The 20,427-nt window shown below is 69.4% G+C and carries 15 protein-coding genes; 10 read left to right on the top strand and 5 right to left on the bottom strand.

From position 1 onward, the window contains the following. Positions 1-66 precede the first annotated feature (66 nt). From DW298_RS02260 to DW298_RS02245, 4 genes are all read right to left on the bottom strand, one after another. On the bottom strand, positions 67-2,097 hold the full coding sequence (locus DW298_RS02260; protein ID WP_168429448.1) for a carboxypeptidase regulatory-like domain-containing protein: 2,031 nt from the start codon (positions 2,095-2,097) through the stop codon (positions 67-69). Positions 2,098-2,253: 156 nt separating this feature from the next. Beyond that, positions 2,254-2,904, bottom strand: a complete 651-nt coding sequence (locus DW298_RS02255) for a dihydrofolate reductase family protein (protein WP_136040888.1) — start codon at positions 2,902-2,904, stop codon at positions 2,254-2,256. Then, positions 2,901-3,593, bottom strand: a complete 693-nt coding sequence (locus DW298_RS02250) for a helix-turn-helix domain-containing protein (protein ID WP_136040887.1) — start codon at positions 3,591-3,593, stop codon at positions 2,901-2,903. Before DW298_RS02250 ends, DW298_RS02255 begins: the two co-directional genes overlap by 4 nt. A 1-nt stretch (position 3,594) precedes the next feature. Further along, entirely contained in the window at positions 3,595-4,032 is a 438-nt protein-coding gene (locus DW298_RS02245; RefSeq protein ID WP_205820227.1) for a VOC family protein, read from the bottom strand. A gap of 141 nt (positions 4,033-4,173) precedes the next feature. Between DW298_RS02245 and DW298_RS02240 the strand changes: the two genes are divergently transcribed. The 5 genes from DW298_RS02240 (at position 4,174) to DW298_RS02220 (ending at position 9,549) form a co-directional block, all read left to right on the top strand. After that, the gene (locus tag DW298_RS02240; protein ID WP_136040886.1) at positions 4,174-5,436 is read left to right on the top strand and encodes a sensor histidine kinase; all 1,263 of its coding nucleotides are present in this window, start codon (positions 4,174-4,176) and stop codon (positions 5,434-5,436) included. Continuing rightward, complete coding sequence (locus DW298_RS02235; protein ID WP_136040885.1) at positions 5,433-6,131, top strand: response regulator transcription factor; 699 nt, start codon at positions 5,433-5,435, stop codon at positions 6,129-6,131. Before DW298_RS02240 ends, DW298_RS02235 begins: the two co-directional genes overlap by 4 nt. 35 nt (positions 6,132-6,166) lie before the next feature. Then, positions 6,167-7,339 carry a benzoate/H(+) symporter BenE family transporter gene (locus tag DW298_RS02230; RefSeq protein ID WP_136040884.1) on the top strand — a complete coding sequence of 391 codons (1,173 nt, stop codon included), beginning with the start codon at positions 6,167-6,169 and terminating at the stop codon, positions 7,337-7,339. 240 nt (positions 7,340-7,579) lie between these two features. Continuing rightward, positions 7,580-8,464, top strand: coding sequence for an ATP-binding cassette domain-containing protein (locus DW298_RS02225; RefSeq protein ID WP_136040891.1), 885 nt, complete (start codon positions 7,580-7,582; stop codon positions 8,462-8,464). Then, positions 8,461-9,549, top strand: coding sequence for an ABC transporter permease (locus tag DW298_RS02220; protein ID WP_136040883.1), 1,089 nt, complete (start codon positions 8,461-8,463; stop codon positions 9,547-9,549). Before DW298_RS02225 ends, DW298_RS02220 begins: the two co-directional genes overlap by 4 nt. A gap of 141 nt (positions 9,550-9,690) precedes the next feature. On the opposite strand, the gene DW298_RS02215 is transcribed toward DW298_RS02220, so the two are convergent. After that, on the bottom strand, positions 9,691-13,182 hold the full coding sequence (locus tag DW298_RS02215) for a bifunctional proline dehydrogenase/L-glutamate gamma-semialdehyde dehydrogenase (protein ID WP_136040882.1): 3,492 nt from the start codon (positions 13,180-13,182) through the stop codon (positions 9,691-9,693). Between the two features lie 133 nt (positions 13,183-13,315). Between DW298_RS02215 and DW298_RS02210 the strand changes: the two genes are divergently transcribed. From DW298_RS02210 to DW298_RS02190, 5 genes are all read left to right on the top strand, one after another. Next, positions 13,316-14,224: a LysR substrate-binding domain-containing protein gene (locus DW298_RS02210; protein ID WP_136040881.1), complete on the top strand. Its 909-nt coding sequence runs from the start codon at positions 13,316-13,318 to the stop codon at positions 14,222-14,224. Positions 14,225-14,326: 102 nt separating this feature from the next. Next, positions 14,327-14,914 (top strand): nitroreductase family protein, encoded by a 588-nt coding sequence (locus DW298_RS02205; protein WP_136040880.1) that lies wholly within the window; start codon positions 14,327-14,329, stop codon positions 14,912-14,914. A 66-nt stretch (positions 14,915-14,980) separates the two neighbouring features. Next, positions 14,981-17,251, top strand: a complete 2,271-nt coding sequence (locus DW298_RS02200) for an excinuclease ABC subunit UvrA (RefSeq protein ID WP_205820225.1) — start codon at positions 14,981-14,983, stop codon at positions 17,249-17,251. An 80-nt stretch (positions 17,252-17,331) separates the two neighbouring features. Then, a complete protein-coding gene (locus tag DW298_RS02195) occupies positions 17,332-18,843 on the top strand; it encodes an amino acid permease (RefSeq protein WP_136040879.1) in 1,512 nt (503 codons plus the stop codon). 321 nt (positions 18,844-19,164) lie between these two features. Next, positions 19,165-20,400, top strand: a complete 1,236-nt coding sequence (locus tag DW298_RS02190) for a hypothetical protein (RefSeq protein ID WP_136040878.1) — start codon at positions 19,165-19,167, stop codon at positions 20,398-20,400. Positions 20,401-20,427 lie beyond the last annotated feature (27 nt).

Raw genomic sequence — 20,427 nt, 5'->3', positions numbered from 1 at the left:
CCGCCTCGAACGATGACGACGGCGTCGCGCAGGTGATCGAGCGACTGCTCGGCTGACGCCTTCGCCTCAGCTCTCCGCGCGGCGTCGATGCACGAGCAGTCCACCCATCACGGCCAGGAGGAAACCGATCGCGATGACCGCGGTCGGGGTCTCTGCTCCGGTGTTCGCCAGCCCGTCGCCCGGAGCTGCGGCGCCGCCGGTCTGACCGCCGCTTCCGGTGCCTGGGCCCGCAGCCGCGGTCACGGTCAGCGCAGCGCTGGCGACCACAGTGGAGCCCGACAGCGCGACCAAGGTGTGCGCGCCGACAGGCGCAGTCGCCGGAATACGCAGCGTCCCCTGGAGCACGCCGTCAGCGTCGGCCGTCAGCACTCCGAGCGCGATCGGGTCGGAACGCAGCTCGAAGGCGATGGTCGCGCCCGGCGTGAACCCGGTGCCCGAGACCGTGATGTCCTTGCCCGCGCGGATCGATCCCGTGGACAGGGACAGCGTGGGCGTCGGTTGTGGCTCCGCGCACTCCTCAGCAATGTCCAAATCGATGCCGCCTGCGGTTTCGCCGGCACGGAGCGTGAACGTCTCGGCATCGCCGAGGGCGGAGACGCCACCGTAGTACTGGGTGCAGTAACCGGCGGCCTCGACACGCACCGTGTACGTTCCCGCGGGCAGCGAACCCCCGGGAGCCGAACCATCCGGCCCCTCACGGAAGGTGTAGGCGCCGGAGCTGTCGACAGAGGCGACCTCGTGCCACGTCCCGGCGCGCTGAAGCAGCACGGTGACCCGCGCATCAGAGAATGCAGACCCGTCCGCAGTCGAGATGGTGCCGGCGATGTTGCCACCGAGCGCGAGATCGAAATCGACTCCGGCTCGATCAGAGGATGTGGTGAGAGTGATCGGCGTGGCCTGCGAAGCCAGCGCGACACCGTCGAAGTACTGCGGTGCATAGATCGGGTCGTAGACCTGAGCCCGCGCGCGGAGCGTGTAGGAACCGACCGGGAGGGAGATCTCATACGAGCCGTCCGGCCGGGTGTAAGCCATTCCTGCCGGCTTGCCGCCCTGGAAAGCCTCGACGAGGGCATCACCCGATGGAGTCCCCGCCGTCTCGACCACACCGGAGATCACGCCGTAGGAGTCGAGCACGCCATCGACCCCGGTAACGATCTGCCCCTGCGCGACGTCGACCGCAGTGGCATCCTCCACGCGAAGCGCATCGTCCCAGTACTCGGCGATACCTCGACCGCCACTGGGGGTGAACACCACCTCATACTTTCCCGGAGGTACGGTGAGTACGTAGCTGCCGTTCGGTGCGATGTCCGCCTGCACTGTGGTGGACGTGCGGGGGTCGTGAGCCTGCACCCATCCCGGCACCGGCGAACCGTCCACCGCGAGAACCACCTCTCCGCTGATCGTGCCCGCTTCGGCGAGGAACGCATCGATCGCCGCGCTCTCCTCACCCGATGCCACCGTCACGGGCGCCGCCATGCTGACGTCGTACGCGTCGTCCCAGTACTCGTTCGAGAAGGTCGCGTCGTCCGGAGCGAAACTCACGATGTAGTCGCCGCCGCGCAGACCCGGAATCCGGTAGACACCGTCGCTGTCAGTCGCGACCGACGCGGTGCTCGAACCGTCCGGTGTGCTGGCCCGCACCGTGACGCTCTCGAGCGGTTCGCCGTCGCTCTGCCGCATCACGCGACCGGAGATCGAGCCGCCCAGGTCGAGCGCCGCGTCGATACCCTCGACACCCTCACTCTCGGTGAGGGTGACCCGCTGCGCGCTCTCCCGGTCGGCGGCGTCGTTCCAGTACTCGGAGACGAGATCGGTCCCGTCGGTCTCGAACCGCACGGTGTACTCGCCCGCCGGCAGGCCTTCCATCCGGTACTCGCCGTTCTCGTCGGTCACCGCGAATCCGGACTCCGTGAAGTCTTCGTTGCTGGCGTGGACCGAGATGAACGGTACGGGCGCTCCGTCGGCGGAGGTGACCACCGTGCCCGTGATGGCGGCGGTCGGTTCTGCCGCGACCGCCGCGGTCGCACCGCCCCAGGCGAGCGTGAGCGCCGCCATTCCGCCGAGTACAGCCTTGATCGTCGCGCGTCGTCGCGTCATCGTCCCACCCCGTGAAGGAGTCCGCCCGCGCAACGATCGCGCTGCCGCGGCGGCCTCGAATTCCGTGCCGATCATGCGGCAACGTCCAGCTCGAATCTAGGGGGTAGCAGCGTGGAAAGGGAATAGTCGATTTACTCGATCAACCCCTCCGTGCGCTCACCCGAATGTCCCGACCTCCGGCACGCGATCGGTGCGCCCGTAGTGGAGGAACGTCACGCCGGCCTCGTCTGTGGCCGGCGGCCGCAACAGGCGCAGCACCGACGGCAGTGCCCCGTCGTCGAAGACCTTCTTGCCCGCGCCGAGCAGGATCGGATAGACCCAGAGGTTCAGCTCGTCGAAGAGGCCCTCGGCGAGAAGGGTGTGCACGAAGTCGATGCTGCCGATCACGTGCACCTCGCGGTGTGCCGTCCGCATCGCGGCGACCTCGGCGGCGAGGTCATCCCCGACCCGGGTGCTGCCCTGCCAGTCGAGCGCGAGATCTGCATCCCTCGTCGCCACGTACTTCGGGACGCGGTCGAACAACCGGCCGATATGGCCGTCGGGACCATCGGTGTGGTGCGGCCAATATGAGGCGAAGATGTCGTAGGTGCGACGGCCGAGCAGCAGGGCGTCGAGGCCCCGCATCCCGTTGTCGACCTCCTCCCCCATTCCGGGCGAGGGGTACCCCGCCTGCCAGCCGCTGAAGCGGAATCCGCCGGACGTGTCTTCGCCCACTCCGCCCGGCCCCTGCGCGACGCCGTCGAGGGTCATGAAGAGGTCGATCAGGATGCGCCCCTCTGCCGCATCCTGCAGGTCATCAGTGCTCATGTCATGCTCCCTACTGTCATCCGTGCGATGTGGAAGGTGGCCGCGAATCCATCCAGCCGCGACTCCTCGCCGCGGACGACCGCGACGATGTCCTGCGCGAGCGCCTCGTCCGGCGTGATCTCCCCGCCGATCAGTCGCCGGATGCCGGGACCAGCGACGATCACCGCGTCCGGCTCCCCCTCGGGCAGCCGTCCGCCGACGGGTGGCGCCGGGGGCGCGAGCTGCGCGACCCGGAGTTCGCCGTCACGCACCGAGGCACGCAGGGCGACGTCGCCGACGTGCAGCTCGTACTCGGCATCCGTCGCCGCATCCGCCTGGAACGCCGTGCGCAATGCCATGGTGAGCGAGTCCGGGGTGACCACGTCGCCCTCCTCGGGGTCGCCCATCGCCTGGAAGCCCCACCGGCCGAGCGCGAGCATGATCGGCTCGAACGATCGGCCGTAGGGGGTCAGCTCGTAGACGAGGCCGCAGTTCAGCAGGGGCACGCGGCGGACCACCCCGCCCTCCTGCAGCTCCTTCAGACGCGTGGAGAGGATGTTGGTGGGAATGCGCGGCAGGCCCTGCTTGAGGTCGGTGTATCGCCGCGGCCCGACGAGCAGATCGCGGACGATGAGAAGACTCCACCGTTCGCCGATCAGCTCGACGGCCGTCGTCACACCGCAGTACTGGCCATAGCTGCGCGCCGCCATGTCAGGCCGAGGCCGCGTGGTCGGCCACGTGATCCGGACCGTTCTCGACCGCCTCGGGGGTCATGTAGAGGAAGCCGAGGGAGTTGCCGTCGGGGTCATCGAGGTCGCGCGAGTACATGAAGCCGTAGTCCTGCACGGGCTTCGGCTCGACGCCGCCGGCGGCCAGGCCCTTCGCGAGGATCGCGTCGACCTCTTCGCGCGAATCCTGGCTGAACGCGACCGACACCTGGGCGACCTCGTTCGGGTCGGCGATGGGCTTGTCGGTGAAGGTGGCGAAGAACTCGCGCTTGAGGACCATGAAGTAGATGTCCTCGCTCCACACGATGCAAGCCGCGTTCTCGTCGGTGAACTGCGGGCTGATCTGACAGCCGAGCGCCGTGTAGAACGCTTTCGCGCGCTCGAGATCGCTGGTGGGCAGGTTGACGAAGACCTTGGTCATGATGACTCCTTTGTCGAGGTGATGACGACGATACTTGCAAATAACAACCATGCTTGTCAATAGCAAGTTGTGCGCCTGCCGAGCCCTCCGATCCACCGCGCGGGGGATGCCACGATTCAGCCGTCGCCCTACGGTGGAGGGATGCCTGCCACTGCGTTCACCCGCACGCCGACCGAGCGACAACGACGATCCGATGTCATCCTCGCCGCCGTCATGTTCGTCGGCGCGGTGCTGAGCGCAGGACTGTCCTCGATCGCCGAGATCTACGGTGACGAGCAAGCCCCGCTGTGGTGGGCCCTGGTGTACGCCGTCGTCGCCACCGCTCCCCTGGCATTCCGCCGCCGCTGGCCGGGCACGGCCGCCGTGATCGTGGCCGTGGCCTACTTCACGGCCGTCACGATCCGCGTTCCGGAGATCTACGTCGGCAACATCGTGATGTTCCTCACGCTATACACGGTGGGCGCCTGGATGAACGACCGGCGTCGCGCGATGCTCGTGCGGGTCGGGATCATCGTCGGCATGTTCGTGTGGCTGATCATCACGATGTACCGCGACGCGATCAGCGAGGCGGACAAGGCCGACGTCGCCGCCGGCGCCATGTCGCCCTACGTGGCCTTCATGCTCATCCAGCTGCTGCTGAACGTGTTGTACTTCGGCGGCGCGTACTACTTCGGCGAGCGCTCCTGGGCGGCGGCCGAGCAGCTGGCCGTGCTCGAGCAGCGCACGACCGAGCTCGAGCGTGAGCGCGAGGTCACCGCGGCCCAGGCCGTCGCTCTCGACCGGGTGCGCATCGCGCGCGAGCTGCATGACGTCGTCGCGCATCACGTCTCGGTCATGGGGGTGCAGGCGGGCGCCGCGCGTCTGGTGCTCGAACGCGATCCCGCGCAGTCGGCGCGCATCCTCACCGGCATCGAGGATTCGGCGCGCGACGCGATCCACGAACTGCGTCAGCTGCTGGAGACCCTGCGCACGCCCGGCGGCGAGACGACGGATGCGGCGTCCACCCTCGCGCTGGACGACATCGCCGAGCTCGTCGAGGCATCCACCGAGGCCGGGCTGCCGACCGAGTACGCGGTGATCGGGGAGCCGGTGCCGGTGCCGTCGCTCGTCGCCGTGAACCTGTACCGGATCGCCCAGGAGTCGCTGACGAACGCCCGTCGTCACGCCGGCAGCGGGGCCACCGCCGACGTCCGCGTGCGCTACGAGGACGACGGTGTGGAGGTCGAGATCGTGAACACCGGACGAGCGGTCACCCACTTACGTCCGGGGCTCGGCCAGCTGGGCATGCGGGAGCGGGCCGCCGCATCCGGGGGCACGCTCGAGGTCGCGCCGCGGCCGCTCGGCGGGATGCGGGTGCGCGCCCGAGTGCCGCTGCCCACGGCGACCGGATCGAGCGTGCGATGAGCGACCCGATCCGCGTGCTGCTGGTCGACGACCACGCGTTGCTGCGCGCCGGCTTCCGCACCATCCTCGACACCCAGCCCGACATCACGGTGGTCGGCGAGGCTTCGTCGGGGGCAGAGGCCGTGGCGCAGGCATCCGCTCTGCGTCCCGACGTGATCACAATGGACGTGCAGATGCCCGACATGGACGGCATCGAGGCGACCCGTCGCATCGTCGCCGACCCCGCGGTCGGGGCCGCCATCGCGATCGTCACGACCTTCGACAGGGACGACTACCTATACCAGGCGCTGGATGCGGGAGCCAGTGGCTTCCTGCTCAAGAACGCGGGTGCCGAGGACCTGATCGCCGCAGTGCGCGCTCTGGCCGCCGGCGACGGGATGCTCGCGCCCGAGGTGACCCGCCGGGTGCTCGCACGGTTCGCCGCGACCCCCGCGCCGCCACCCTCACCGGCACCGGCGGCCGTCTCGATCGAGAGCGCCGCGATCCTGAGGGTCACCCTCGCCGAGCCGCTCACCGACCGCGAGGCCGAGGTGTTGACGCTGCTCGCCGATGCGCGCAGCAATGCCGAGATCGCGCGGGCGCTGTTCATCGGCGAGGCCACGGTCAAGACGCACGTCTCCCGCATCCTGCAGAAGCTCGGCGCCCGCGATCGCGTGCAGGCCGTGGTGCTCGCACACCGCATGGGTCTCGCGTAGGCGCCCCGACGCGCCTGCGCGATAGCCTCGGAGCCATGCCCGAATCGCCCTCCCTGTCGCGCCCGATCCTGGCGGGGGTGGTGACGGCGCTGGTCGGATTCACGAGCTCATTCGCGGTCGTGCTGACCGGGCTCGATGCGGTCGGGGCGGATGCGGCGCAGGCGGCCAGCGGGCTCCTCGCGGCCAGCCTCACCATGGGCCTGGCGTGCGTCGTGCTCGCCTGGCGGTACCGGATGCCGATCACCGTCGCGTGGTCGACCCCCGGCGCCGCCCTCCTCGTCGCGACCGGGACCGTCGAGGGAGGGTGGCCGGCGGCGGTCGGGGCGTTCCTCGTCACCGCCGCACTGATCCTGCTCACGGCGCTCTGGCCCGCGCTCGGCGCCCTGATCGCCCGCATCCCGCCATCGATCGCGCAGGCGATGCTCGCCGGTGTGCTGCTGCCGCTGTGTCTGGCGCCGATCACGGGCATCGTCGAGAATCCGTGGGGCGTGGTGCCGGTCGTGCTCACCTGGCTGGTGTTCGCGCGCCTCGCGCCGCGGTGGGCGGTTCCCCTCGCGTTCGTCGCGGCCGCCGTGGTCGTGGCGGTCTCCCTCATCGGCGAAGGGGCTCCGTTCGACCCCGCCATGCTCGTGCCCCGACTCGAGTTCACCGCTCCGACGTTCACGGTGGGGGCGCTGGTCGGCCTCGCGCTGCCGCTGTTCATCGTGACGATGGCCTCGCAGAACGTGCCGGGCATCGCGATCATGCGCAGTTTCGGGTACGAGGTGCCGTGGCGTCCGGCCATGCTGGTGACGGGTGTCGGCACTGCTCTCGGTGCGACGGCCGGAGGCCATGCCATCAACCTCGCCGCGATCAGCGCCGCCCTGGCCGCATCACCGGACGCCGACCCCGACCCGAAGCGGCGGTGGGTGGCGGGCGTCTCGACCGGGGTGTCATACCTCGTGCTCGGCGCGTTCTCCGCCGCCTTCGCCGCACTCGTGGTGCTCGCGCCCGCCGCCGTGATCCCCGCGGTCGCCGGTCTCGCGCTGTTCGCCGCGTTCGGGTCTGCCGTGCAGCAGGCCATCGACGATCCGGGCGAGCGCATCCCCGCGGTCGTGACCTTCCTGGTCGCGGCATCCGGCATCTCGGTGCTCGGGGTCAGTGCCGCGTTCTGGGCACTCGTCGCCGGGCTCGTCGTCCGCACGGTCCTGCACACCCGCCGCCCCTGACCCTCCTCCTCCTCCCCCCTCCCCGTCGCCGAGCGCACGGCTTCCCGTCGAACGCACGGCTTCTCCACGCGAAGATGCCGTGCACTCGGCAGCATCCCGTGCACTCGGCGCCGTCGGGCGGGGAAGGGGCGGGCGACGCGGGCCGACGCGGGTCAGCCGCGGGACGGACGGGAAGGAGTCCGCCACAGGGGGGATGCCCGGGGCCGCCCTGCTCCGTAGCGTGAGGGTATGACGACAGGAATGCTCGAACTCTCCGGCATCACCAAGAGCTATGGCTCTCGGCGCGTGCTCGACGATGTGTCCTTCACGGTGGCTCCCGGCCGCCTGACGGGGTTCGTCGGCGGCAACGGCGCCGGCAAGACCACGACCATGCGGATCGTCCTGGGGCTGCTGTCCTCGGACGGCGGCCGGGTCGACCTCGACGGCGCGCCGATCACGGCCGAAGACCGCCGCCGCTTCGGGTACATGCCCGAGGAGCGCGGTCTCTACCCGAAGATGAAGGTGCTCGAGCAGATCGTGTACCTCGCCCGGCTGCACGGCTTCGGCAAACAGGAGGCCACCGACCGGGCCACGGAGCTCCTCACCGAGTTGGGCCTCGGCGAACGGTTGAACGACACGATCGAGTCGCTGTCGCTCGGCAACCAGCAGCGCGCGCAGATCGCCGCCTCGCTCGTGCACGACCCCGAGGTGCTCATCCTCGACGAGCCGTTCTCCGGTCTCGACCCGCTCGCGGTCGACGTGGTCGCCGGAGTGCTGCAGTCCAGCGCTGCGAAAGGCGCATCCATCCTGTTCTCCTCCCACCAGCTCGATGTGGTCGAGCGCCTGTGCGACGACCTCGTGATCCTCGCCGGTGGCACGATCCGCGCCTCAGGCTCCCGCGATGCGCTCCGCGCCGAGCACGCCCGCGACCGCTATGAGCTCGTCTCCGCAGGCGACGCGGGATGGCTGCGCACCGAGCCGGGGGTGACGGTCGTCGACTTCGAGGGCGGCTACGCCCTGTTCGACGCGGACGGCCCCGAGACCGCCCAGCGTGTGCTCCAGTCGGCCGTGCAGCGCGGCGACGTCGCGAGCTTCGCGCCGAAGCATCCGTCCCTCGCCCAGATCTTCAAGGAGGTCATCCAGTGAGCACCCCCGCCCCCGTCCGCAGCAGCAACGGCATCTGGCTCGTCGCCGAGCGCGAGATCGGATCGAAGCTCCGCAGCAAGGCCTTCCTGATCTCCACCGGCATCCTCCTGGTGCTCGCGCTCGCCGGCATCATCCTCGGCGGCTTCGCCAGCAAGAACACCGACACGACGCCGATCGCCGCGACGGCAGAGACGGCATCCGTCGTGTCGGCGATCCCCGGAGTCGAAGTCACCGAAGTGGCCGACCAGGCCGCCGCAGAAGAGCTCGTGCGCGACGATAAGGTCGACGCCGCGGTGCTGGAAGGCGATGGTCCCTCGGGCTACACGATCATCGCCCTGCAGGATGCCCCGGGCTCGATCGTCTCGGCGCTGTCGATCTCTCCCGAGGTCGTCATCCTGGAACCGGCGACCACCAACCCGCTGCTGCGCTACTTCATCGCGATCGCGTTCGGCCTGGTGTTCATGATGGCCGCGGCGACGTTCGGCGGCACGATCGCCCAGAGCGTCGTGGAGGAGAAGCAGACGCGCGTGGTGGAGGTGCTGCTGTCGGCGATCCCGGCGCGCACGCTCCTCGCCGGCAAGGTCATCGGCAACACGGTGCTCGCGATGGGGCAGATCCTCGCCCTCGCGGCGGTGGCCACGATCGGGCTGATCGTCACCGGTCAACGCGAGGTGCTGACGACCCTCGGAGCGCCGATCATCTGGTTCGCGGTGTTCTTCCTGTTCGGCTTCATCCTGCTGGCGGCCATGTTCGCGGCCGCCGCCTCGATGGTGTCGCGCCAGGAGGACATCGGCTCGACGACCACGCCGATCACGATGCTGATCATGGCGCCGTACATCCTGGTCATCGTCTTCAACGACAACCCGCTGGTGCTGACGATCATGTCGTACGTGCCGTTCTCGGCCCCGGTCGGAATGCCGATGCGCCTGTTCGTCGGCGAGGCGCAGTGGTGGGAGCCGCTGCTGAGCCTGGTGATCCTGCTCGCGAGCTGCGTGGCCGCGATCGTCATCGGCGCGAAGATCTACGAGAACTCGTTGCTGCGCATGGGCTCCCGGGTCAAGCTCAAGGAGGCGCTGCGCGGCTGACGCGCCGCGTCTCGCGTCTCGCCCCTCGCGCCGAGACCCCGCCTTCACGCCGAAACCCCCTGTTGCGGATGTCTGCAGCAGGGGGTTTCGGTGGTTACTCGGGGTTTCGGCGACAACCGGGTCTCGGCGGACAAGTACCGGTCAGATCACGCCGTCGGCGAGAGTGGTCGGGTTGCCGAAGCGGTGGTTCGTGATCGACACGGCCTGCTCGTGCAGGAACGGCAGGATCTCGACGCGGCCGGCACCGGTCACGGCGTGCGACCACACCGCCACGTCGGGGCTCCCGTCGAGCGCCTCGTGCAGTGCCGCGGCGTCGCCGCCGACGAGACGCACACGGTGCCACGAGTTCGCCGCCTTCGCGTAGCGCTTGGTCCACGCCGCATCCGACTCGTGCTTCACGGTGACCCCGTGCGCCCGCAGCGCCTTCTCGACGCGCGAGGGCAGCGCCGGCGCCGACACCGTGAACGGGCTGCCGCTGCGCAGGGCGGCCGCGAGCACGCGGATGCCGTCCGCCAGAGGCGCGTTCTCGGCGATGCGCACATCGACCGCGACCGGACGGTAGCGGAACAGGTTGCGCTCGACTCCGAGGCCCGACTTGTCGCTGACCGCACCGAACTCGTCGACCCAGGCGCGCTCGTCGGATGCCGCGGCGCGGTGCAGCCATTCAGCTTCGGCCGCGTCGACCTCGGAGGCGGCAGCATCCAGCAGCGCGCCGACCACCGGCACGACGGCCGCGCTCGGCGCTCCGGCCGGAAGCTCGGCCGGAGCCCAGTCGCCGAGGCCGAAGAGGTAGTTCGGTCCGCCGGCCTTCGCGCCCGCACCGACGGCCGAGCGCTTCCAGCCGCCGAACGGCTGACGCTGCACGATCGCCCCGGTGATGCCGCGGTTCACGTAGAGGTTGCCGGCCTCCACGCGGTCCAGCCAGGTGGCGACCTCGTCGGAGTCGAGCGAGTGGATGCCCGCGGTCAGGCCGTAGTCGACCGCGTTCTGCAGGCGCAGCGCCTCGTCCAGGTCCTTGGCGTGCATGATGCCGAGCACCGGGCCGAAGAACTCGGTCAGGTGGAAGTACGAGCCCTCGCGCACGCCGGTCTTGACGCCGGGCGTCCACTGCTTGCCCTCGTCGTCGAGCTTGCGCGGCTTGACGAGCCAGCGCTCGCCCTTCTCCAGCTTCGTCAGCGCCGTGAGCAGCTTGCCGTTCGCGGGCTCGATGATCGGACCCATCTGCGTGGCCGGGTCGTCGGGCAGCCCGACGCGCATCGAAGTCACGGCATCCACCAGCTGACGCTCGAACCGCTTCGAGTCGGCGACCGATCCCACGAGGATCGCCAGCGACGCCGCGGAGCACTTCTGCCCCGCATGACCGAAGGCACTGCGGGCCACGTCGGCGGCCGCGAGGTCGAGGTCGGCGGAGGGAGTGACGATGATCGCGTTCTTGCCGCTGGTCTCCGCGAGGAGAGGCAGGTCGGAGCGGAACGAGCGGAACAGCTGCGCCGTCTCGTACGCCCCGGTCAGGATCACCCGGTCCACCGCAGGGCCGGCGACGAGCCGCGTGCCCAGGTCGCGCGAAGCCAGGTCGACGAGCGCGAGCAGGTCACGCGGCACACCCGCGGCCCACAGCGCTTCGACCATCACCGCACCGCAGCGCTGGGTGAGCTTGGCCGGCTTGATGATCACGGCCGACCCAGAGGCCAGACCGGCCAGCACTCCACCCGCGGGGATCGCGACCGGGAAGTTCCACGGCGGGGTGACCACGGTGACCTTCGACGGCACGAACTCGGCGCCCGAGACGGTCTCGAGGTCCTTGGCGCGCTCGGCGTAGTAGTGCGCGAAGTCGATGGCTTCGCTGATCTCGGGGTCGGCCTCGGCGATGGTCTTGCCCGCCTCGTGGGCCATGATCTCGATGAGCTGGCCGCGGCGCGCGGCGAGCTCGTCGCCGGCGCGGTGCAGCACGGCGGCGCGGTCGGCGGCGGGCAGGGCGGCCCACTTCTCGGCAGCGGCGCTGGCGGCGGTGAAGATGCCGTCGAGCTCGGCATCCGTCTCGACCTTCGCGATCGCGATGGTGTCGAGGCCCAGCGTCGATCCGACCGAGCGGCCGAGGATATCGCGCCCCCACGCCCGGTTCGCGGCGATGGCGGGGTCGGTGTCGGCCTGGTTCTCGAATCCGTTCGTGGTGCCTGCGGGAGCCTCCACGGTGCGGTCCTGCACACGGTGGGGTGCCGGGACGTACTCCGGAGCATCGGTCTCCAGCGCGGCCAGCGAGCGCTCGAAGCGCTCCCGCTCGCGAGTGAGCAGCGTCGGGTTCGAGGCGAGCTCGAACACGGCCGACATGAAGTTCTCCGGGCTGGCGTTCTCTTCGAGGCGGCGCACGAGGTACGCGATCGCGACGTCGAACTCGGCCGGGTTCACGACCGGCGTGTAGAGCAGCAGGCGTCCGACGTCCTTGCGGACGGCCTCGGCCTGGCCGGTCGCCATGCCCAGCAGCATCTCGTACTCGACGAGGGGCTCCGCCTCCCCCTGGGTCCCTGAGCCTGTCGAAGGGCGCGCCACCCCGCGCGCCTGCGCGAGCAGCCACGTGTAGGCGATGTCGAACAGGTTGTGGCCCGCGACGCCGATGCGCACGGCATCCAGACGCTCCGGGGTCATCGCCCAGTCGAGCACCCGCTTGTAGTTGGTGTCGGAGTCCTGCTTGGTGCCGTAGGTGGCGAGCGGCCAGCCGTGGATCGCGGCGTCGACCTCTTCCATGGCGAGGTTCGCACCCTTGACGACACGCACCTTGATCGGCGCTCCACCCTTCGCCCGGCGGGCGGCAGCCCACTCCTGCAGGTGCTGCATCGCGCCGAGCGCGTCGGGCAGGTAGGCCTGCAGCACGATGCCGGCCTCGAGGTTCTCGAGCCCCGGCTGGTCGAGGATGCTGGTGAAGGCCGCGATCGTCAGGTCGAGGTCGCGGTACTCCTCCATGTCGAGGTTGATGAACTTGGCCTTGCCCTTGGCTTCGGCCTTCGCGGCGAGCTCGTAGAGCGGGGTGAGCTTCTCGACGACATCGGCCACGGCCTCGTCGAACGACCACATCGACAGCTGGCTGACGACGCTGGAGACCTTGATCGACACGTAGTCGACGTCGTCGCGGGCGAGGAAGTCGCGGGTGCCCTGCAGGCGGTGCCCGGCTTCGCGCTCGCCGAGCACGGCCTCGCCGAGGAGGTTGAGGTTGAGGCGGTTGCCGCTCTTGCGCAGCTTCGCGATCGCGGGGCCGAGCTTGGAGGGCGTGGCGTCGAGCACGAGGTGCCCGACCATGGCGCGCAGCACGCGGCGCGAGATCGGCACGACCACGCCGGGCAGCTTCGGCGCCCAGAAGCCGCCGGTCTTGATCGCGGCCCGGAGGTAGCCGGGCAGCAGGCTCGGGGTGATCTCCGAGATCTCGGCGAGCTTGCGACCCGCGACACGCAGGTCTTCGGGGCGCATGACGCCGTCGACGAAACCGACCGTGAACGCGAGTCCGTTCGGGTCTTTGAGCACCTCGGACAGGCGCTGGGCGGCCGGTTCGACGGGGTGCGTCTCACTCTCGGCGAGCCAGCGCTGCACGAGGGCGGCGACGTCTTCTGTGCGGGGAATGGTGGTGTCGGCGGCGACAGGCATCGGGGGACCTTCCAAGAGAGCGCACACCGGGGTTTCGTGTGCGGCTGGATCATTGTCCTTCCCCTCGGTAGGCTCCGTCTATCAACCGATTTGCGTGGATTCTGTTCACTCAAGCTGAACGAATGGAGCGACCGTGCTCGACGTCAATCGCCTGCGGATGCTCGTGGAGCTGTCACGCCGCGGAACCCTCTCCGCCGTCGCCGACGCCCTCTCGTACAGCAAGGCCTCCGTGTCGCAGCAGTTGAGCGCCCTGGAGCGCGATGTGGGGGTGCCGCTGCTGCGCCGAGTCGGCCGCGGCGTGCAGTTCACCCCGCAGGGGAATGTGCTGGTCAGCCAGGCCATCGGCATCCTCGATCAGCTGGAGCACGCCGAGGTCGCCGTCGCGGAGTCGCTCACCGAGGTGACGGGCACGGCGCGCATCGCCGTGTTCCAGTCGACCGCGCACTCCCTGCTGCCGCGCGCGCTCGAGTCCCTCAAGGAGAGGCATCCGGCCCTGCGGGTCGAGGTCACCGAGTGCGACCCGGAGACCGGGCTCGTCGGGGTGTCCAGCCGCGACTTCGACCTGATCCTCGCCGAGCAGTATCCGGGGCGGACCCGCCCGATCCACGCCGACCTCGACCGGGTGATGCTCGCCCACGACGCGATCGCCCTCGCCCGGCATCCCGGAGCGCCCACGCACGCGGATGCCGTCGCCGCTCTGTGGTCCACCCGCGAGGAGCCGTGGGTCCTCGAGCCCGAGGGCACGGCATCCCGCGCCTGGGCCGAGCAGCTCTGTCGCACGGCCGGGTTCGAGCCCGACGTGCGGTTCGAGATCGCCGACCTCACGGCGCACGTGCGGCTGATCCACGCCGGGCTCGCGGTCGGACTGCTGCCCGAGCTCGTGTGGGCCGGCGACACCCCGACCGTGGATCTGGCGCCGCTCCCCCGCGAGCCGCGGCGCGAGATCTTCTCCTCGGCACGGCGCGTGTCCGCCGCCGCCCCGTCCATCCGCGCCGTGCGCAACGCGCTCGCGGACGCCGCTTCGCACAACCTGCCCGCCTGACGAAGACACGCACCCACTCGGGAATATGCATGCACATGCATCTGTTCTGTCCCGTGTACCCGGACGAAGGAGTCCGATCCACTCCTTCTGAAAGGCACTTCCGTGAGCACTCCCGTCATCGACCGCACCGCCCCGACCGAGCACCCCGTCCTCGACGTCCTCGCCGGCCGCTGGAGCCCCCGCGCCTTCGACGCGCAGAACTCGATCGACGAGGCCAAGCTCGCCACCGCTCTCGAGGCCGCCCGCTGGAGCCCGTCCGCCAACAACACCCAGCCGTGGCGCTTCATCGTCGCCCGCCGCGGCACCGCCCTGCACGCCCAGGTCGTAGACGCCCTGATGGGCTTCAACCAGGCATGGGCGGGCAACGCCGCTGTGCTCGTGGTCGCGATCGCCGAGACGGCCACGGCCGACGGCACGCCGATCACCCACGCCCTGTACGACCTCGGTCAGGCCGTCGCGCACTTCTCGGTGCAGGCCCACCACGACGGCCTCGTCGTGCACCAGATGAGCGGCTTCGACCCGGAGGTCGTCCGCGAGTTCGCCGACCTCGAAGCCCGCTTCGTCCCCACCACGGTCTTCGCCGTCGGCGAGTTCGGCGACATCGAGGCGCTTCCCGAGGTGCTGCAGGAGCGCGAGGTCGCTCCGCGCGTGCGTCGCCCGATCGACGAGACGGTCGTCCTCAGCGCCTGACCCGCGCCCACCCTCCGCTGTCGACGGGGCCCCCGGATTGTCCGGGGGCCCCGTTAGCGTTTCCGGATGGATACTCTCCGCATCACCGGCGCGCGGACGAACAACCTCCGCGATGTCTCGGTCGACGTTCCCAAGAAGCTGCTCACCGTCTTCACCGGCGTCTCCGGATCGGGCAAGTCGTCGCTGGTGCTCGACACGATCGCCGCCGAGGCGCAGCGGCTCGTCAACGACTCCTATTCGACGTTCATCCGCGCACGGCTGCCGCAGATGCCGGCGCCCGACGTGCAGTCCATGGACGGCCTGACCTTCACGGTGCTGATCGACCAGCGTCGGTTCACGGGCAACGCGCGCTCGACGGTGGCGACCGCGACAGACCTGGCCTCTCTCGTGCGCCTCGTGTTCTCGCGCGTGGGCGAGCCTTCGGCCGGCTACTCCCCCGCCTACTCGTTCAACGATCCCTCCGGTATGTGTCCGACCTGCGAAGGACTCGGCACGGTGTACGACATCGACATCGACGCCCTGATCGACCCCGAGAAGAACATCGACGAGGGGCCGGTGCGGTTCAGCCTGTTCCGCCCTGGCGTGTATCGGTGGAAGCGGTTCGCCTACTGCGGGCTGTTCGACCGCGAGAAGCCGCTCAAGGACTACACGGCCGAGGAGATGGATCAGTTCCTCTACGCCGACAAGCTCAAACTCGACGACCCGGACCCGCGGTTCCCGCAGAGCGCCCGGTTCGACGGCGTGATCACCCGCATGCGCGACGTGTTCCTGAAGCAGCGCCCGGTGAAGATGTCGCCCCAGGTGCGTGAAGAGCTCGACCGGCTCGTGACCCATCACACCTGCCCGGACTGCCGGGGCGCGCGAGTGAACGAGGCGGCGCGGGCGAGCCTCATCGACGGGCGATCGATCGTGGACTGGATGCGGATGCCGGTGGCCGAGCTGCACACACTGCTCGACGCCTTCGACGATGCGCGGGTGGCACCGGCGGTCGAGGGCATCCGTCATGTGCTCGACGCCCTGCTCTCGGTCGGCCTCGGCTACCTCACGCTCGACCGCGAGTCGTCGACCCTGTCCGGCGGCGAGGCGCAGCGGGTCAAGATCGTGCGCCACCTCGGCAGCGCCCTGACCGACGTGACCTACGTGTTCGATGAGCCGAGCACCGGGCTGCACCCCGCCGACATCCAGCGCCTCGTCGCCCTGCTGCAGCGGCTGCGCGATGCGGGCAACACGATCCTCGTCGTCGAGCACCACCCGCAGGTGATCGCGGTCGCCGATCACGTGGTCGACCTCGGGCCCGGGGCGGGTTCCGCGGGCGGCATAGTGCAGTTCGAGGGCACGCCCGCGGCGTTGCGCGGCAGCGACACTCTCACGGGACGAGTGCTCGCCGAGCCGCTGACGATCCGCGAGACGGCACGGGAACCCTCGGGTCGCATCACCGTGAAGGATGCGCGATCGCACAACCTGCGCGGGTTCGACGTCGATGTCCCCCTCGGCGTGCTCACCGCGATCACGGGGGTCGCGGGTTCGGGAAAGAGCTCTTTCGCCACGGTCGAGCTGCCGCGCCAGCATCCCGAGTTCACGGTCGTCGGGCAAGACCCGCTGCGCGGCGGAGCGCGGTCGACGACGCTGAGCATCCTGCGCATCGCCGACACGGTGCGCGAGGTGTTCGCCGCCGCGTCGGGCCTCGACCCGTCGTGGTTCAGCTTCAACTCGCGCGGAGCCTGCCCCACCTGCCATGGGCGCGGGCACATCACGACCGAGCTCGCGTTCCTCGACGACGTCTCGCTGCCCTGTGATGCCTGCGGCGGCCTGCGCTTCAACCCGAAGGCGCTCGGCGTGCGGGTCGACGGTGCCTCGATCGCCGACGTCCTGGCTTCGACGCCCGCCGAGGTCAGCGCGCTGTTCTCCGCCCACCCCGATGTGGTCTCGGCGCTGGAGTGGGTGCAGCGCACCGGTCTGAGCTACATCCCGGTGGGACGGTCGCTCGACACGCTCTCGGGCGGCGAGAAGCAGCGGCTGCTCCTCGCCCGGCATCTCAGTGATCCGCGGCGCGACCCCGCCGACCGGATCATCCTCGACGAACCCACCTCGGGCCTGCATCCGACCGACGTCGACACGATCAACACCCTCTTCGACGATCTGCTCGACGACGGCGCGACGCTGGTCGTGGTCGAGCACAATCTGCGCGTGGTCGCGCGCGCGGATCATGTCATCGACATCGGCCCCGGTGCCGGCTCGGACGGCGGGCGGCTGATCTTCGCCGGCACTCCGGCGGCGATCGTGCGCGACGCCGCGTCGCTCACCGGCCGAGCCCTGGCCGCAGCCTCCGAGGGCTGAACACCCTCGGGCCGGAGGGCAGACGCTGGAGCGCCGTTTGTGAGGGGTGCGGCGCGATGCTCCGATCTACAATCGTCGGCATGGCAATCCAGAGAAGGATCAAGTCCGTCGAACAGTCGATGGCAGAGACGCACGACGAGAAACGGTCCCTGAAACGCTCCCTGGGCGTGTGGGATCTCGCTGTCATGGGCGTCGCGGTCGCCGTCGGTGCCGGCATCTTCTCGGTCGGTGCCGAGGCGTCCGCGCGGCATGCCGGCCCGGCCGTCATCGTCTCGTTCATCATCGCCGCGGCCGTGTGCGGGCTCGCGATCCTCTGCTACGCGGAGTTCGCCTCCTCAATCCCGGTCGCGGGTTCCGCCTACACCTTCACCTACTCGACCCTCGGCGAGTTCCTCGCCTGGATCATCGGCTGGGACCTGATCCTCGAGATGCTCATGGCGTCGGCCGTGATCGCGAAGTACTGGGGCGTCTACCTGGGCGATGCGGTGTCCCTGTTCGACCTCGAGATCCCGATGACCCTCCAGATCGGGCCGCTCAGCTTCGACTGGGGTCCCGTCGTGATCGTCGCGATCTTCACGCTGCTGCTCGCCCTCGGCACGCAGCTGTCCAGTCGGGTCAACAGCGTGTTCACGGTGATCAAGGTCGCGATCGTGCTGTTCGTCATCGTCGTCGGACTGTTCTTCATCAACGGCGCCAACTACTCCCCGTTCGTGCCGCCGGCGCAGGAGGGCGCGGCATCGGAAAGCGTCTGGACGCAGTCCCTCTTCTCGTTCATGACCGGCTCCGACCCCTCGATCTACGGGGTGTTCGGCATCCTCAGCGGCGCGGCCCTGGTGTTCTTCGCGTTCATCGGCTTCGACGTCGTCGCCACGAGCGCCGAGGAGACCAAGGATCCCAAGCGCACCGTCCCGCGCGGCATCATGCTCGGCCTCGTGATCGTGACCGTCCTGTACGTGCTGGTCGCGATCGTCATCACCGGCATGGTCTCGTACACCGAGCTCGCGAAGCTCGAAGAGCCCTCCCTGGCGAGCGCGTTCGAGCTCGTCGGGGCGACGTGGGCGGCGCAGGTGATCGCCATCGGCAGCCTCGTGGGACTCACGACCGTGGTGATGGTGCTGCTGATGGGCCTCGCCCGCGTCGTGTTCGCGATGAGCCGTGACGGCCTGCTGCCGCGCTCGCTGAGCGTGACGAACGCGAAGCGCGGCACCCCGATCCGCATCCAGCTCATCGTGGGCGTCGTGATCGCGATCATCGCCGGCTTCACGGATGTGCAGGTGCTGGGCGACATGATCAACATCGGGACGCTGTCGGCCTTCGTGCTGGTGAGCATCGGTGTGCCGATCCTCCGCAAGAGCCGACCCGACCTGGAGCGCCCGTTCACGGTGCCGCTGTCTCCGTGGCTGCCGTGGATCTCGGCGCTCGCCTGCTTCTGGCTGATGCTGAACCTCAGCACCGAGACCTGGGTGCGCTTCGCCATCTGGCTCGCGCTCGGCCTGGTGATCTACTTCGCATACTCGCGGCGGCACTCGCTGATCGGACGGGAGCTCGAGAAGGACGCTCTCGGCGGGCTGCACCGCCCACCCCTGCGGTAGCCGCGGCGCGCCGCCTTGCGACCATCTCCCGAAATGAAGGAGAACTCACGCTTCGAAGGATGCTGTGCAGCATCCGCTCCTTCATAGCGTGAGTTCTCCTTCATAACGTGCGGCGGTCGGGTGCCCGGCGGCGCAGCGGGACGACTCAGTCGTCGAGCAGTTCCGCCTCGATCACGTCGTCGTCGACGGGCGTAAACCGATACTCCGGCACTCTCGTCGTGCACCCCCGCCGTCGTGAACGAACGCCCATTAGCCTCGTGGACTGTGAGTTTCGACGAGTTCCGACGCGATATCACCCGGGTTCTGAAGCACGCGACGCCCATGATGCTCGCCCAAGTCATCCCCCTCGGGGCGTCGTTCGCCCTGATCGCGGTAGCACTCGCGCTCGGTCGAGCCGACTTCGCAGCGATCATCGGAACGGCCGCGACGATCAGCGGGCTCGGCACCCTCATCAACGTCGGCGTCGGGATCGGCACTCTGCGCGAGCTGGCCGCCGCCCGCACCGACGAGGGCCTGATCACCTCCGCGATAGCGACGAATCTGCGACTCGCGTCGGCAGTGTCGTTCATCGTGATCGCGGTGAGCGCCGCAACCGCCGTCACGCTCAGCCTTTCCGCAGCGCCGACATCGTCTCTCGGGATGGCGCTCTGGATCGCGTTGATCCTCCAGCTTCCCGCCAACGCCCTGTCGTCACACACCAGTGTGCTCGCCGCCGCCTTTCAACACCTCGGGCGCGAGAAGGACAACCTCGTCATCACGCTCACGCGCACGCTCATCGGCCTGGCGATCGGCCTCGCGATCGTCATCCTGGTCCCCGATCCGCTCGCCGCGATCGCCCTGCAATCGGTCGTCGCCTCGCTCATGGTGATCGCCATGCTCTGGGAACGTCGGCGGCGACTACTCCGAGCCGGAATCCGGGTCCGCGTTCTCCTCGCCCCCGACTTCTCGCCCCGCCGCATCGGGGATCGCGTCCTGAACTCCCTCGACGGCGCCGTCTTCATGGTGCTGTTCATGGTCGCGCAGCTGGTCGCGGCCAGCATCTCCGCCGAAGTCGCAGCTCAGGTCGCCGCCGGTGTCGCGCTGTGCCGGACCGTCATCATCCCGCTGAAGATGGTGGGCCAGACCGCCGGGCGGATGACGCTTCAGGACGGCGGTCGGGAGCCTGCGTACCGCGCGGCGTCGTACGGCGTCGTCGGCATCTTCGTCGTCCCCCTCGCGCTGTCGCTCACCCTGCTCTCCGCGTTCGGCCTGAGCCCGGTGGGTGATCCGGCACTGGGTCTGCTGATCGCCCTGCAACTCCTGCTCGAGCCGTTCTCCGGATCCCTGTTCGCCTACATGAAGGTCACCTTCGGCGCCACAGCCGGATTGCTCGGACTGATCCTCACGTATCTCGCGCTCGCGCCTGCCGCGCTGATCATCTGCAGGTTCACGGCCCCGAGCGCGGTAGGCCTGTGGGCCGCTCTGCTCCTCGTCAGGCTCCTCTTCAGCGTGGCGAACCTCGCTGCGCTCCGGACGCTCCTGCGCTCACAGCTCCACCCGCCCACCCTCTCGAAATGAAGGAGAACTCACGCTTCGAAGGATGCT

It is taken from the genome of Microbacterium sp. A20 (assembly GCF_004794515.1).
Taxonomy (GTDB): Bacteria; Actinomycetota; Actinomycetes; order Actinomycetales; family Microbacteriaceae; genus Microbacterium.
The sequence above is the reverse complement of the archived record's forward strand: the minus strand, read 5'-3'. Positions and strand labels throughout refer to the sequence as shown.

Bases quoted from the DNA above. Each gene is read 5' to 3' on its own strand.
- DW298_RS02235 (WP_136040885.1), top strand. From the start codon at position 5,433: ATGAGCGACCCGATCCGCGTGCTGCTGGTCGACGACCACGCGTTGCTG.
- DW298_RS02190 (WP_136040878.1), top strand. From the start codon at position 19,165: ATGATGCTCGCCCAAGTCATCCCCCTCGGGGCGTCGTTCGCCCTGATC.
- DW298_RS02215 (WP_136040882.1), bottom strand. From the start codon at position 13,182: ATGCCTGTCGCCGCCGACACCACCATTCCCCGCACAGAAGACGTCGCC.
- DW298_RS02240 (WP_136040886.1), top strand. From the start codon at position 4,174: ATGCCTGCCACTGCGTTCACCCGCACGCCGACCGAGCGACAACGACGA.
- DW298_RS02225 (WP_136040891.1), top strand. From the start codon at position 7,580: ATGCTCGAACTCTCCGGCATCACCAAGAGCTATGGCTCTCGGCGCGTG.
- DW298_RS02245 (WP_205820227.1), bottom strand. From the start codon at position 4,032: ATGACCAAGGTCTTCGTCAACCTGCCCACCAGCGATCTCGAGCGCGCG.
- DW298_RS02200 (WP_205820225.1), top strand. From the start codon at position 14,981: ATGGATACTCTCCGCATCACCGGCGCGCGGACGAACAACCTCCGCGAT.
- DW298_RS02230 (WP_136040884.1), top strand. From the start codon at position 6,167: ATGCCCGAATCGCCCTCCCTGTCGCGCCCGATCCTGGCGGGGGTGGTG.
- DW298_RS02195 (WP_136040879.1), top strand. From the start codon at position 17,332: ATGGCAATCCAGAGAAGGATCAAGTCCGTCGAACAGTCGATGGCAGAG.
- DW298_RS02255 (WP_136040888.1), bottom strand. From the start codon at position 2,904: ATGAGCACTGATGACCTGCAGGATGCGGCAGAGGGGCGCATCCTGATC.
- DW298_RS02260 (WP_168429448.1), bottom strand. From the start codon at position 2,097: ATGACGCGACGACGCGCGACGATCAAGGCTGTACTCGGCGGAATGGCG.
- DW298_RS02250 (WP_136040887.1), bottom strand. From the start codon at position 3,593: ATGGCGGCGCGCAGCTATGGCCAGTACTGCGGTGTGACGACGGCCGTC.